Raw genomic sequence first — 13,369 nt, forward strand, 5'->3', positions numbered from 1 at the left:
AGGTGACGGGCACCGGTGGTGCGGGGTGGATCAGGCGACGAAGCGGGTACGGCGGCGCTTGGCCACCAGATAGCCACCGACGCCAGCGGCGAGCAGCAGCGCGCCGATGCCAGCGATCAGGCCGGTCGACTCACCGGTGATCGGCAGCGCGCCACCGTCGCCACCGCCCCCGCCGCCGTTGGCCGCGTTGACCACGATCTTGGCGGTGTCGTTGGCCGGCTTCAGATCGGCGTAGAAGCCGCCGTCGCACTCGCAGGGAAGGTTGATCTTGACTGCGCCCGTGTCGTTCGCGACGACCTTGTCGATCCGAAGGGTGAAGTCAACGGTCTCTTGGTCGCCCGCCTTGATGAACGGCGTCGGGTAGCAGCCGTAGACCCGGCCGCCCGGCTCACCGGGCTCGCCCCACTCCTCGCCGTTGATCGGAGCACAGAACTCCGGAGCCGCCACGACCGTGGTGTTCTTCGGAATCTCCACGTTCATGTGGGTGACCGAAGAGCCGCCGCGGCTGTGGTCGAGCGTCGCCGGTCCGTTGTTGCGGAAGCCAACGGTGACGTCGACCTCGTCACCCTTCTTGCCTGAGGCCTTGTCGCCGATCGCCTCGAGGTCGGTGCCGTTCTTGCCGGTCACCTTGACTTCAAGGAAGGATCGGTTGTTGTCCGGCTCGGTGTCGGCCTGGAAGCTGCGGGCTCCGGCCTTCGTGGGCAGCTCGGTGAGGGCGAGCTTCCCGTCCGTCCCCGGCTTGCCTACCGAGACACCTGCGCTGTCGAGATACGCGTCGAAGTCCTCGAACTCGGCAGGAGTCATCCAGATGATCTCGCCGTACTGGGAGCCCGGAGCGTACGCGTCTTTCCCGAGCTTGTAGGCGAGGTTGGCGCTGTAGGTGGCACCCGGGGCGAGGTTCTCCTCGAAGTGGCAGCTGCGCAGTTCGTCATCGACGTAGGTGCAGTTGCTGTAGTGCTTGTCGGCGCGGATGCCGTAGTCGTTGTAGAAGATGACGCTCGCGCCCGTGGCGGTCGTCTCACCCGCGTTGCTGACCTTGAGCGCAGTGGTGAAGTTCCCGCCAGGTGCCGCCGACACTTCCGCGCCAGGCCCGGCGGCGAGGTCGACACCTTCGCCAACTCGGATCTTGGCATCGTGGCTGACGGCGTCGAAACCTGCGGCGCTCAGCGTCACCTTGACCGTGCCCGCGTCCCCGTCCTTCGCGCTGTCGGTGGGCGCGATGACGACGGGGAAGAGGCCGCCGAGGCCCCACTCGTCCACACCGACCTCGAAGGGATCGGTGCAGAGCAGGACGCCCTTCTCGGGAGTGGTGCAGTCGGTCGCTGTGTCCGCCTCCTCCGCGATGGTGACCTTGCCCTCCAGGCCGCGGTAGTCGTAGCGGACAGTGAGCTCGCGGAGCACGACCGGAGCGTTGCTGTAGACGGTCGCGTATTCCATCTTGCCTGCGGAGTCGATTGCGATCGTCGTGTCGCCGAAGTACACGCCCAGCTCGATTGGAGCTTCTTCGGCGGCGACGGCCGGACTGGCGGAGGCGGCGACGAACGCGCCTGCTACGCCCAGTCCGGCGAGCCAGCGCCGGGTGGAGTGGGTGAGCATGAGGGGGTTCCTCCAGAGGGGGGATTCAGGTGGAGCCTGCGGATCTTAAGGAATCGCTAAGGTTGAGCGCCGCCCCAACCACCCCCCGGCTGCCAAGACAATCCGAAAGGTTGATCAGGGTCACCGCAACGTTCGGTCCGCCCGCTCCCGTCATCTGAGGCAGGAGCCCCGGGAGGTGCAGTGACGTACGAGGAGTTCGCGGACACGCGACTGGCCCCGCTGCTGCGATATGCGGTGATGCTCACCGGCGACCCGCACCAGGCGCAGGATCTGGTGCAGGAGACGATGGTCCGGGTCCAGCTCAACTGGCGACGGGTCGCTCGGGCGGACTCACCCGAGCGCTACGTACGCCGGATGCTCACCAACCAGTACGTCGACTGGCGCCGCGGCTCCTGGATGCGCCGGGTGCTGCTGCGCGGGGAACCTGACGAGACGGTGGCGGCACCCGCCGACCATGCCCAGTCCGCCGTGGACCGGGACCAGATCTGGTCCTGGCTGTCCCGACTGCCGCGCCGGCAGCGGGCCACCCTGGTGCTGCGCTACTACGAGGACCTGCCCGACGCCGAGATCGCCGACATCCTCGGCTGCGCCGTCGGGACCGTACGTTCGTCCATCTCCCGCGCCCTGGCCACGCTCCGGGCCGAGTACGTGGAGGCCTGCTCATGATCGAGGACGACCTGCGTGCCGCGTTCGCCCGGCACGAACCGATGACCCCGCCGACCGGCCCGCTGCGGGTCGCGATCGACCGCCTGGTGACGCGGCGGCGTCGTCGTCGCCGCCGGTGGCAGGCCGGCAGTGCGGCGTTGGCGCTGCTCGGCGTACTGGGGATCGGGGTGCCCCTGCTGACTCCGGAGCGCACCGGCCCGCCGCCGGCCGCCGATCTGATCGGCGAGTCCGGTCGGCCGGTGCCCACGGGCGCGCTGAACATCCTGCTGCTCGGCCTCGACGGCGACGGGCGGGAGGTGTCACGCACCGACGCGATGCTGTTGGTGCACATCCCGGCCGACCACAGTCGTCCGTACCTGATCTCGCTGCCGCGTGACCTGGGGGTGCCGATCCCGGGCCACGGCAACGACAAGTTGAACGCCGCGTTCCCGTTCGGTGCCGGGTTCACCCGGCCGGAGATGACCAAGGGTTACGAGCTGGCTCGGCGCACGGTGACCGAGTTGACCGGGATCCGGGTGGACGCCGGTGTGGTGCTGACGTACCCCACCGTGCGCGCGCTGACCGACGCGGTGGGCGGAGTGCCGGTCTGTCTGCCCGAGCGGGTGCTCTCCGTCCACACGAAGCGGGTCTTCCCGGCGGGCTGTCAGCGTCTCGGCGGCGCCGCGTCGGTCGACCTGCTCCGCCAGCGCAACGGTCTGCCCGAGGGCGGCCACGACCGGGACCGGAACGCCCGGCTCTTCGCTGCCAGTCTGGTCCGCCAGGCCACCGACCAGGGCGTGCTCACCGATCCGGTACGCCTCACCAAGCTGCTGGCCGCCGTCGGCCCGGACCTCGTGGTGTCACCCGACCGGGCCGCCGTGCTGGACCTGCTGCGGCTCGTCCCCGCGCTGCGATCGGTCGAGCCGGTCGGGCTCAGCCTGCCGGTCGTCGAGCCGACAGGGCAGGACCGGTACCTGCGCCTGGACCCGAAGCTCGCCCCGGAGTTCCTGACCGCGCTGCGGGAGGACCGGCTCGGTGACTGGACGGCCCGTCACCCGAAGCTGGTCGACGCCGGCCGGTGAACCGTCAGCGGTAGTCGTCCTCGTCCCCGGTGACCACCCGGGCCTGTTCCATCGCGTCCCAGTCGTCGACCTCCAGGCCGCGTTGCGGCTCACCGTCGACGTCGGCGGGGCCGACCACCGCGGCCTGCTCGACCGCGTCGGCCGGCTCCGCCTCGGGGTCGCGTTCGTCCGGAGCGAGGTGGTCGCCGGGGGTGAAGTCCTCGTCGGGCTGACCCATGGTTCCTCCCGGGGGCTCGGTGCACGGTTCCCACCCACCGTACGGGCTGTGCCGGTGCCGCGCGCGGAAGCCGAGTCGGCCGAATCACCCCTGGCTGGCGCGACCCGGTGCCAGGATGGGGCCGTGGGCTTCCTCATCCGGCTGGCGATCACGGCGGTCGCGTTGTGGGTGACCACGCTGATCGTGCCCGGGGTCGACGTGCACGGTCGCTCAGGTGGCAACACCGTCCTCACGCTGATCGTGGTCGCGCTGATCTTCGGCGTGGTCAACGCGGTGCTCAAACCGGTGATCAAGGTGGTCGGCTGCGTGTTCTACCTGCTGACCCTGGGTCTGTTCGCGCTGGTGGTCAACGCGCTGCTGTTCCTGCTCACCGACCGGATCGCCCGGGGGCTCGACCTGCCGTTCCAGGTGGACGGTTTCTGGGCGGCGTTCTGGGGAGCCATCGTGATGACCGTCGTCACCTGGCTGATCAGCGTGATCGTGCCGGACCGCCTGGACGCCCGGTGACCGGATCCCCGGCACGGCCCGACGGGTGGACGAGGGCCGGGTCGGTTGTCCCGGCGCACCTCACCTACGGGATACTGCCGTGTGGAGGACAGCGCGGTCCGGCGCACCCGTGAACAACAGCGGCCAGCACGGCCGAGAGTGGTAAGTAAGGAGCGTTCGACATGCCCATCGCTTCCCCCGAGGCTTACGCGGAGATGCTGGACCGCGCCAAGGCTGGCCGGTACGCGTACCCCGCGATCAACGTGACCTCCTCCCAGACGCTCAACGCGGCGCTCAAGGGCTTCGCCGACGCGGAGAGCGACGGCATCATCCAGGTGTCCACCGGTGGCGCCGAGTACCTCTCCGGCCCGTCGATCAAGGACATGGTCACCGGCGCGGTCGCGTTCGCCGCGTACGCGCACGAGGTGGCCAAGAAGTACCCGGTCAACATCGCGCTGCACACCGACCACTGTCCGAAGGACAAGCTGGACGGCTTCGTCCGGCCGCTGATGGGCATCTCGCAGGAGCGGGTGAAGCGCGGCGAGCAGCCGCTGTACCAGTCGCACATGTGGGACGGCTCGGCCGTGCCGGTGGCGGAGAACCTGCAGATCGCCTCCCAGCTCCTCGACGAGGCCGCCAAGGGCAAGATCGTCCTCGAGATCGAGGTCGGCGTCGTCGGTGGCGAGGAGGACGGCGTCGAGAACGCCATCAACGACAAGCTCTACACCACCGTCGAGGACGGCCTGGCCATGGTCGAGGCGCTCGGCCTCGGCGAGAAGGGCCGTTACATGGCGGCGCTGACCTTCGGCAACGTGCACGGCGTCTACAAGCCGGGCAACGTCAAGCTCCGCCCGGAGATCCTCAACCAGATCCAGGAGGCGGTCGGCGCGAAGTACGGCAAGGACAAGCCGCTCAGCCTGGTCTTCCACGGCGGCTCGGGCTCCCTGCTCAGCGAGATCCGCGAGGCACTGGACTACGGCGTGGTGAAGATGAACATCGACACCGACACCCAGTACGCCTTCACCCGGCCCGTCGCCGACCACATGCTCCGCAACTACGACGGCGTGCTGAAGATCGACGGCGAGGTCGGCAACAAGAAGCAGTACGACCCGCGCACCTGGGGCAAGGCCGCCGAGGCCGGCCTGGCCGCCCGGGTCGTCGAGGCGTGCGAGCACCTGCGCTCCACCGGCACCACGATGTCCAGGTAACGACGTCCACCGACGGCCGGTTCCCCTCGGGGAGCCGGCCGTCGTCGTTTCGTCAGGCGGGCGCGGTGAGCAGGCGGACGGCCTCGTGGACATCGTCGGTCAGGTGGATCGTCGCCGACAGGTCGCCGAACGGGGAGGCCGCCAGCAGCGGACGCAACAGCGCCTCCACCGGCAGCTCCTCGGTCCAGTACGCGCGGTCCAGGAAGATGTACGCGCCGCTGGCGCCGTCGGTCCCGTAGTAGGTCTTGGTGGCCGCCTGGAACACCTCCTGCACCGTGCCCGCCCGTCCCGGGGCGAAGACGATGCCGCCCCGGGCGAGCCGGAGGATCGTGTCCTCCCGGATCGCGTTGGAGAAGTACTTGGCGATCCGCCCGGCGAACAGGTTCGCCGGCTCGTGCCCGTACAGCCAGGTCGGGATGGCCAGCCCACCGGCCCGCGCCCATTCCGCGTCGGTGCCGCGCTGCCGGGGCACGCCCGCGTACCGCTGCCGGACCGTCAACGCCACGGCCGTGTACCGCTGATGGTCGGTGAAGTCGGGCGCGGTGGCCAGCAGGTCGATGGCGGCCGTCAACTCCGCCGCCGGCTGGTCCGCCAGGTAGGCGCCGAGGTTGGCGGCCTCCATCACCCCGGGGCCGCCGCCGGTCACCACCAGCCGGTCGGCCCGGGCCAGCTCCCAACCCAGCACGGCCGCCATCCGGTACGCCGCGCTGCCGCGCCGCACCGCGTGCCCGCCCATGATGCCCACCACCGACTGCGGCCCGTGCCGGGTCAGCCAGGCCCGGGTGGCGTCGGCCAGCGCGTTGTCCACGCCGTGGTCGTGCAACCGCTGACCGAGCGCCTCCTTGACGTCCGGCAGCGCGCCGCCGTGCGCCCGGTAGTGCTCGTACACCCGGGTGTCGTACATCCCGGTGAACCCGCCCTCGGCGAACCCGGCGGCCAGGTCCTCCGGGGTGTAGAGGTGCGCCGGCTGCGTCGGGTACGGCAGCCCGGAGAACGGCGGCACGACGTTCGCGCCGCGCCGGACCAGGTCGGCGCCGACGTCCCGGGACGCGAACCGGCACCCGACGAAGAGAGTGCCGGTGACCTCGACTGCGGTCAGGTCCGGTACCGGGGCAAGGTCGAGGCGCAGTCCCTGCACGGTCAGCCCGGTCAGTCGGCCGGTGGCCAGCCGCTGGTCGAACTCGTCCCGGGTCTGGATTTCGTCGGTGTGCAGCTGCGGCTCGATGACGTCCGCGGGAGGTGGGGTCGGCACCCGGCCATCCTGCCCCTCCGCATGGACCGGCCAAACCCTGGGGCCGGGGCGGAACCGACAGGAGCCCGGCGGCCGTGGCCACCGGGCTCCTGCGTAACCGGGTCCTGGGGAGGCTCCGGACCATTAGTTGTAGTGGAAAACACCTGGCGGCGGCATAGGCCGCAGGCGTGACCAACTCCTCAGCCGTTCAGTCGAACGCGTCGGCCGACCCGCTCGCGTGTCGCCCCGTCCAGCGGGTTGAATGGGGCGATGCAGAACCTTTTGCCAGAGCCACCGGCCACCCTCCTTCCCGCGAACAACGAGGCCGACGCAGCCCTGGCCGCCGCCGAAGAGGCGGGCGACGACCAGGCGTACGCCGAGGTGGCTGCCCGTTTCCCGACCTACAGTGCGGCCTGGGCGGAGCTGGCTGCCCGGTCGTTCGCGCAGGGCCAGGTGGTGACGGCGTACGCCTACGCGCGTACCGGCTACCACCGTGGCCTGGACCAGTTGCGCCGTAGCGGCTGGAAGGGTCACGGGCCGGTGCCGTGGTCGCACGAGCCGAACCGGGGCTTCCTCCGCTGCCTGTACGTGCTCTCCCGGGCCGCCGACGAGATCGGCGAGGCCGACGAGGCGGCGCGCTGCGCCCAGTTCCTCCGCGACTGTGACCCGTCGGCGGCGGACGCGCTGGCCAGCAACTGACATCCGACCCGGCGGCCGGTCCGGCACACGCGCCGGCCGGCCGTCGGCGGGCTGTCGTCGTCGGCGCGCTACAGCCCCTCGGCGACCGCGGCGGCGATCTTGAGCCAGGCGTCCCGGGTGGCTGAGGAGAGCGCGCCGTACCGGATCGGCTCGCCACTGTCGATGAGCCGCTCGTACGGCGCCAGCAGCACCGCCCTGGTCCGGGCCGCGAAGTGCTCCTGGATGGCCGGCAGGTCGATCTCCTTGCGGGACGGCGGCATCGACACCACCGTCACCGCCTGCCGCACCAACCGTTGCCGGCCGCTCTGCTCCAGGTGGTCGAGCATCCGGGCGGCGGTCTCCGCCGAGTCGTTACGGGCGGACATGGTGACCACCAGCTGGTCGGTGGCGTCCATCGAGGCCTGCCAGTTCTGCGCCCGGACGTTGTTCCCGGTGTCCACGAAGATCAACTTGTAGAACCGGCTGACCACCTCGCGGATCTCGGCGAACGCCGCCGCGGTGAGCATCTCGCCGCCGGTGGCCGACTCGTCCGAGGCGAGCACGTCGAACATCCCCTCGCCCTGCGAGCGGACGTACTGCGACAGGTCGCCGACCCGCCCGTGCGCGCCCTGGAACTGCCCGAGGTCACGCAGCATGTCCCGCACCGTGCGGGAGTGGAAGTCCTGCTGGGCCCGCATCCCGAGAGTGCCCTGGGTCTCGTTGTTGTCCCAGGCCAGCACGTATCCGCCGCGCTTCTGGCCGAACGTCATCGCGAGCAGCAGGATGGCCACCGTCTTGCCGGCGCCGCCCTTGGGGTTGACCACGGTCACCTGGCGCAGCCCGCCGAAGTTGCGGCGCACCATCTCGATGTCCCGCTTGAGCTCCTGCTCGTGCCGCCCCGGAGCGAGCCGCAGCAGCCCCATCTTGTTGACCACCGCGCGGACACCCATCGTGGCGACCGGGTCGGCGGGCCGCACCTGCCGGCGCCGGGCGAAGTCCTCCGCGGTAGGCGCCGCGGTGGTCTCCGGCGTCCAGGTGGCGTCCGGATAGTCGGTGGCCGGCACCCGGGTCACCCCGGCGGCCTCCTGGTACGGCTGCGGCGGCGGTGGCGGCGCGCCGGGGGCGTTCTGCTGCCAGGGCGGGGGATACCAGCCCGGCGACGGCGGGAACGGCCCCGGAGGGGGAGCCACCTGGCCACCCTGCTGCGGCGCCGGGCCGCCGTTCGTCGGGTCGGCGAACTGCGTCGGGTCGGGCGGGGGCGGGATCGGTGCCGGCCCGGCCTGACCGGGAATCGGCGGGGGGTACGACTGCGCGGAGTACGACTGGCCGGAGTACGTCTGACCCGGGTACGTCTGACCGGGCCCGGCCTGCGGGACGGCCGTTCCGTCCGGCTGCGGTGGCTGTGGGATGGGCGGGGCGGGGACCGGCGGCGTTCCGGTGGCCGCCTCGTCGTGTGCCGTCCCAGTCGCCCCGGCCGGCCGCTGGGGCGGGTACGCCCACGGCGACTCGGTCGCCGGCCGCGCGGCGGCGGCGCCGTCCTCCCGAGTGGCGGTGCCGTCACCGGCACCGGTGTCGCCCGCCTGGCTCGCCGCCGGCCCGGTCGTGGTGGGGTCCTCCGTGGCGGCTTCGCTCGCCGCCGGCCCAGCCGGGGTGGGCCCGGCGGACGCCGCAGGGCGGTCCAGCGAGAACGGCAGGTCCAGGTCGACGCCGGCCGGCGCGATCGTCGGTGCCGGAACGGCGGCCGGGGCCGGATCAACGGCCTGCCCCGGTGCCGCACCCGACGCGCGGGACTCCGCGCCGGCCACGGGGCCCGCTCCGGACGCGGAGGTCTCCGCGCTGGTCGTGCGGTCGGCTACGGACGCAGGGGTGACCGCGTTGGCCGTGGAGCCCGCTACGGACGTGGGGGCCGCCGCCCCGGTCGTTGGGCCTGCTCCTGAGGCGGGGGTCACCGCGCTGGTCGTGGCGCCTGCTCCCGACGCGGGAGTCTCCGTGCCGGTCGTGGGCCCTGATCCCGACGTTGCCGCGAGACCGGCTGCCTCCGACGCGGCGCCCGCTGCCTCCGGCCCAGGGCTGGGTGCCCACGGTGTGGGCCGGGTGTCGTCGGCCGTCTGGGCGGGAGTGTTGGCCGCCGGTGGATCGGCCGGTGGTGGCCAACTCGGCTGGGCCGGGGCCCAGCCGGACGCGGCGGGGCCGGTGACGCCCCAGCCGCCGGGCGGGGGCACGGCACCCGTGAGCGACGGGTAGTCGGACGGTGACGGCGGGGTCTGCGGTGCGGCCCCGGGCTGCCCGGGAACCGGCGGACGGCCCGTCGGCGGCGCGGCCACGGGCGGCGGCACGGTCGACGGCGGCACGGCCGACGACGGGGCACCCCGCTGCGCGGAGATCGACGCCCATGGCGGTGCCGCGGCGTCCGCGCCCCGGTCGGCCGGATCCGGTGGCCAGAGTGGTTCGATGTCCCGCTCCGGCACCGGCTGCTGGCCGGGCACCTGCGCCCGGTCGGCGTTCTCGTCCATTACGGTTCCTCCCCGGTCCTCCTGCGAGGATAGGCGCATCGGCCGACGAGGGCCGGTCGGCGCAGCCAGGGTCAGATCGACCAGACCGCCCACGCGCCCGGTTCGATCCACCAGGACCGCTTGCGGGTCAGCTCGCCCTCGACACCGTCGTCCAGGTAGGGCACCTTCTCCTCGCGGGGCAGCACAGCCACCGCCCGTCCGCGGGCCCGGCGCACCTCCAGGCGTACCCGCTTCCTGCCCAGCGCCGAGCGGACGACCACCGGCACGGCCACCGCGACCTCGACCTGGCCGTCGGCCGGATCCGGTGCGGCCAGCAGCGTCACGTCGTCGAGCGTCGCGTACCCGCCGGCGTTGCCGATCGCGCACGCCAGCAGCGGTTCATCACCGTCGGTGAGGATGGTGTCGTCCACCTCGACCCGGGCCCGCCAGTGCAGCGGCCGGCCGGCGTCGTCGGCAGCACCGAGCAGGGCGCCGTCCAGGGTCACCGAGCCGCCGTCGTTGCGCAGCAGGTCCAGCCGGCGTGGCGTGCCGTCCAGCACCGCGGCGGCCACCGCCGCCGGGTCGCGGGGCAGCCCGAGCTGCGCGGCCAAATCCCGCTGGGTGCCGCCGCGCGCCGGATCGAGCGGGAGTACGGCCACCGGCGGCAGGTCGGGCAGGGTTCGGTCAGCGGGCAGGTCCGCCGGGCGGCGGCTGGGCGCTGGCGCGTACCGCCGGACCAGCCGGCGCAGCACGGCGCGCAACTGCCCGTCGCTGGCCGTGGCGACGACCAGCCTGGTCTTGCCGTCCGGGTCGGGCCAGGTGAGGCCGTCGGGGCGCGGCGGACCGTCGAGCTGCGCCAACACCTCGTCGATCTCCGTGTTCGAGCGGGCGGTGACCATCTGCACGCGGGCGCCCCGGGCGGTCAGGGCGTCGGCGCAGGCCAGCACCGGCACCCGGGGCCGCTCGGAGGCGCACCCGTCCGCGTCGCCGTGCGCCCCACCGTCGTCCCCGGTCGTGCCGCCGGCAACGGTCGCCGGGTCGGCTTCGGTCGCCCCGCCGCAGCAGGCCCCGCCGCTGCCGCAGCCCCCGGCAGCGTCCCGCTCCGAACCGAGGGTGAGCAGCACCACGTCGTACACGGAAGGAGCCTCCTGCCTCTCGCCGCGACCCCTGCCGGCCGCGCCGTCACTACTTGTTAACCTGACACCCCGGGCTCGCCAACCGGTCGCCACCTGGCACCCGAGCCTTCTGGAGGCGGAAAAGATGCCAGCGATCGTGCTCATCGGCGCTCAGTGGGGCGACGAGGGCAAGGGCAAGGTTACCGACCTGCTGGGTGAGCGGGTCGACTACGTCGTGCGCTACTCCGGTGGCAACAACGCGGGCCACACGGTGATCACCCCGGACGGCCAGAAGTACGCACTGCACCTGATGCCCTCCGGAGCGCTCTCGCCGAGCGCGATGATCGTCATCGGCAACGGCGTGGTGGTCGACCCGAAGGTGCTGCTCACCGAGATCGACGGGCTGGCCGAGCGGGGCGTGGACGTGTCCCGGTTGCGGATCTCCGGCGACGCGCACCTGATCATGCCGCACCACCGGGCGCTGGACCGGGTGATCGAGCGCTACCTCGGCTCGTCCCGGATCGGCACCACCGGTCGGGGCATCGGCCCGGCGTACGGCGACAAGGTCGCCCGGATCGGCATCCGGCTCCAGGACCTGCTCGACCCGGGCATCCTGCGCAAGAAGCTGGAACTCGCGCTCCGCGAGAAGAACCAGATCCTGTTCAAGGTCTACAACCGCAAGGCGATCGACCTCGAGGCGACCGTCGAGGAGTACCTGGCGTACGCGGAGCGGCTCAAGCCGTACATCGCGGAGACCCGGGCGATGCTCTGGGACGCCCTGGACCGGGGCGAGACGGTGCTGCTGGAGGGCGCCCAGGCCACCATGCTCGACATGGACCACGGCACGTACCCCTTCGTGACCTCGTCCAACCCGACCGCCGGCGGCGCGTGCGTGGGCGCCGGCATCCCGCCCACCGCGATCAACAAGGTGATCGCGGTGAGCAAGGCGTACACCACCCGGGTCGGTGCGGGCCCCTTCCCGACCGAGCTGTTCGACGCGAACGGTGATCACCTGCGCAAGATCGGCGCGGAGTACGGCACCACCACCGGGCGTGAGCGCCGGTGCGGGTGGTTCGACGCGGTCGTCGCCCGGTACGCCTGCCGCCTCAACGGCGTCACCGACCTGGTCATCACCAAGCTGGACGTGCTCACCGGCCTGCCCAAGGTGCCGATCTGCGTCGGCTACGAGATCAACGGCGTCCGGGTCGACGACATGCCGATGAGCCAGACGGACTTCCACCACGCCAAGCCCGTCTACGAGGAGCTCGACGGCTGGTGGGAGGACATCACCAAGGCGCGTACCGCTGACGAGCTGCCGGAGAACGCCCGCCGCTACATCGCCCGGGTAGAGGAACTCTGCAACACCCGAGTGAGCGTCGTAGGCGTAGGCCCAGGCCGAGACGAAAACGTCCTCCTCCACCCCCTCCTCCCCTAACCCACCCCACCCGCCCGGCCCTTTCCGCGTTGATCATGAAGTTATTGCCTGCCACCTCGGCGTGTCGTGGCAATAACTTCATGATCAACGTTCGCTAGTCGCAGGGGTTATCCACAGGGGCGGTCGGGTTGTCCACAGGGGGATGTCTGGGGTTTCGGGGTCGGTCAGGGTGGCCGGGTGGATGCCTTGGACGTTGTGCGGCGGGTTGCGGTCGAGCGGGACGGCATCGTGACGCTCCCGCAGGCGCGAGCCGCCGGTTTGAGCACGCATGAGGTGCAGCGGTTGTGCCGGTCCGGGCGCTGGCGGGTCGTGGCTCGGGGCAGCTATCTCGTGGACGCCGACCTGTATGACGGCGTGCCCCGGCGGGCGCTCATCAGGGCGGCGGTCGCCTCCTTCGGCCCGGCGGCCGCCGCGGTTCTCGCGACGGCCGCGGAGCTGCACGGACTGGCCGGAATGCGGGTCACCGAGCTGATTCATCTGTCGGTGCCGGGTCCGGTCGCCCGGCCGGCTCGACTGGCCCATCCGGAGGTGGTGGTCCATCAGTTGGTCATCCCGCCCGAGCACCTCGTCCGGGTGGACGGAATCGGCGCCACCGGGCCGCTGCGAACCCTTGCCGACCTCTGCCTTCGGGCTGATCGTTTCTCGGCGGTGAGCGTGCTGGATTCGGCGTTGAACCGTCGCCTCGTGGCGGCAGATGACCTGCTCTCCGTTCCGCGTCTCATCCGGGGCCGGCGGGGTGCGGTGGCGGCGCGTGGCTACCTTGGCGAGGCGGACGGGCGGGCGCAGTCGCCGCTGGAGACCCGTACCCGGCTCCGGTGCGTCGATGGCAGAGTGCCGCCCGACGCGTTGCAGCTAGAGGTCCGCGACGACGACGGCCATCTCCTCGGCATCGGTGACCTGGGTTGGCGCGGCCCGAGGGTGATCGCCGAGGCTGACGGTCGCGGCCCGCATGATGTTCCCGAGGCGGCCTTCGCGGACCGCCGCCGCCAGAACCGCCTGGTCAACGCCGGTTGGACCGTGCTCCGCTTCACCTGGTCGGACACCCTCCGTCCCGACTACATCCCCTGGACCGTCCGCCAGGCGATGGCCGCCGCCCGACGCCGTTGACCATGAAGTTGTTGCCAGGACACGCCGAGGCGGTGGGCAACAACTTCATGATCAACGGGGGTGGGGGTGGGGGACAG

Annotated in this window: 12 protein-coding genes; 7 read left to right on the plus strand and 5 right to left on the minus strand. The window is 71.9% G+C overall.

Annotation, left to right across the window (positions count from 1 at the left end):
- Nucleotides 1–30: 30 nt before the first annotated feature.
- Nucleotides 31–1,596 carry an LPXTG cell wall anchor domain-containing protein gene (locus AB0K07_RS01720; protein WP_363750181.1) on the minus strand — a complete coding sequence of 522 codons (1,566 nt, stop codon included), beginning with the start codon at nucleotides 1,594–1,596 and terminating at the stop codon, nucleotides 31–33.
- 180 nt (nucleotides 1,597–1,776) lie between these two features.
- On the opposite strand from AB0K07_RS01720, the gene AB0K07_RS01725 reads away from it, so the two are divergent.
- Nucleotides 1,777–2,262, plus strand: a complete 486-nt coding sequence (locus tag AB0K07_RS01725) for a SigE family RNA polymerase sigma factor (protein WP_363750183.1) — start codon at nucleotides 1,777–1,779, stop codon at nucleotides 2,260–2,262.
- Nucleotides 2,259–3,323 (plus strand): LCP family protein, encoded by a 1,065-nt coding sequence (locus AB0K07_RS01730; RefSeq protein ID WP_363750184.1) that lies wholly within the window; start codon nucleotides 2,259–2,261, stop codon nucleotides 3,321–3,323. The genes AB0K07_RS01725 and AB0K07_RS01730 overlap by 4 nt, the downstream gene beginning before the upstream one ends.
- 4 nt (nucleotides 3,324–3,327) lie before the next feature.
- On the opposite strand, the gene AB0K07_RS01735 is transcribed toward AB0K07_RS01730, so the two are convergent.
- Nucleotides 3,328–3,540, minus strand: a complete 213-nt coding sequence (locus tag AB0K07_RS01735; protein WP_363750186.1) for a hypothetical protein — start codon at nucleotides 3,538–3,540, stop codon at nucleotides 3,328–3,330.
- Nucleotides 3,541–3,663: 123 nt separating this feature from the next.
- Between AB0K07_RS01735 and AB0K07_RS01740 the strand changes: the two genes are divergently transcribed.
- A complete protein-coding gene (locus AB0K07_RS01740; RefSeq protein WP_363750188.1) occupies nucleotides 3,664–4,047 on the plus strand; it encodes a phage holin family protein in 384 nt (127 codons plus the stop codon).
- Nucleotides 4,048–4,208: 161 nt separating this feature from the next.
- Nucleotides 4,209–5,234 (plus strand): class II fructose-bisphosphate aldolase, encoded by a 1,026-nt coding sequence (fbaA, locus tag AB0K07_RS01745; protein WP_363750190.1) that lies wholly within the window; start codon nucleotides 4,209–4,211, stop codon nucleotides 5,232–5,234.
- 52 nt (nucleotides 5,235–5,286) lie between these two features.
- On the opposite strand, the gene AB0K07_RS01750 is transcribed toward fbaA, so the two are convergent.
- Complete coding sequence (locus AB0K07_RS01750; RefSeq protein ID WP_363750192.1) at nucleotides 5,287–6,486, minus strand: hypothetical protein; 1,200 nt, start codon at nucleotides 6,484–6,486, stop codon at nucleotides 5,287–5,289.
- A gap of 249 nt (nucleotides 6,487–6,735) precedes the next feature.
- Between AB0K07_RS01750 and AB0K07_RS01755 the strand changes: the two genes are divergently transcribed.
- Nucleotides 6,736–7,164: a DUF3151 domain-containing protein gene (locus AB0K07_RS01755; protein WP_363750194.1), complete on the plus strand. Its 429-nt coding sequence runs from the start codon at nucleotides 6,736–6,738 to the stop codon at nucleotides 7,162–7,164.
- A gap of 68 nt (nucleotides 7,165–7,232) precedes the next feature.
- Here the strand turns inward: AB0K07_RS01755 and AB0K07_RS01760 are convergent, their stop codons facing one another.
- On the minus strand, nucleotides 7,233–9,656 hold the full coding sequence (locus AB0K07_RS01760) for a chromosome partitioning protein (RefSeq protein WP_363750196.1): 2,424 nt from the start codon (nucleotides 9,654–9,656) through the stop codon (nucleotides 7,233–7,235).
- A gap of 71 nt (nucleotides 9,657–9,727) precedes the next feature.
- Complete coding sequence (locus AB0K07_RS01765; protein WP_363750198.1) at nucleotides 9,728–10,771, minus strand: diacylglycerol kinase family protein; 1,044 nt, start codon at nucleotides 10,769–10,771, stop codon at nucleotides 9,728–9,730.
- Nucleotides 10,772–10,895: 124 nt separating this feature from the next.
- On the opposite strand from AB0K07_RS01765, the gene AB0K07_RS01770 reads away from it, so the two are divergent.
- Together AB0K07_RS01770 and AB0K07_RS01775 are read left to right on the plus strand one after the other, a co-directional pair.
- Nucleotides 10,896–12,185, plus strand: a complete 1,290-nt coding sequence (locus tag AB0K07_RS01770) for an adenylosuccinate synthase (protein ID WP_363750199.1) — start codon at nucleotides 10,896–10,898, stop codon at nucleotides 12,183–12,185.
- 177 nt (nucleotides 12,186–12,362) lie between these two features.
- Nucleotides 12,363–13,292, plus strand: coding sequence for a type IV toxin-antitoxin system AbiEi family antitoxin domain-containing protein (locus tag AB0K07_RS01775; protein WP_363750201.1), 930 nt, complete (start codon nucleotides 12,363–12,365; stop codon nucleotides 13,290–13,292).
- Nucleotides 13,293–13,369 lie beyond the last annotated feature (77 nt).

The sequence above is a fragment of the Micromonospora sp. NPDC049301 genome, assembly GCF_040678715.1.
GTDB lineage: Bacteria > Actinomycetota > Actinomycetes > Mycobacteriales > Micromonosporaceae > Micromonospora.

Coding starts and splice junctions, on each gene's coding strand:
- AB0K07_RS01720 (WP_363750181.1), bottom strand. CDS start 1,596: ATGCTCACCCACTCCACCCGGCGCTGGCTCGCCGGACTGGGCGTAGCA.
- AB0K07_RS01730 (WP_363750184.1), top strand. CDS start 2,259: ATGATCGAGGACGACCTGCGTGCCGCGTTCGCCCGGCACGAACCGATG.
- AB0K07_RS01735 (WP_363750186.1), bottom strand. CDS start 3,540: ATGGGTCAGCCCGACGAGGACTTCACCCCCGGCGACCACCTCGCTCCG.
- fbaA (WP_363750190.1), top strand. CDS start 4,209: ATGCCCATCGCTTCCCCCGAGGCTTACGCGGAGATGCTGGACCGCGCC.
- AB0K07_RS01755 (WP_363750194.1), top strand. CDS start 6,736: ATGCAGAACCTTTTGCCAGAGCCACCGGCCACCCTCCTTCCCGCGAAC.
- AB0K07_RS01760 (WP_363750196.1), bottom strand. CDS start 9,656: ATGGACGAGAACGCCGACCGGGCGCAGGTGCCCGGCCAGCAGCCGGTG.
- AB0K07_RS01770 (WP_363750199.1), top strand. CDS start 10,896: ATGCCAGCGATCGTGCTCATCGGCGCTCAGTGGGGCGACGAGGGCAAG.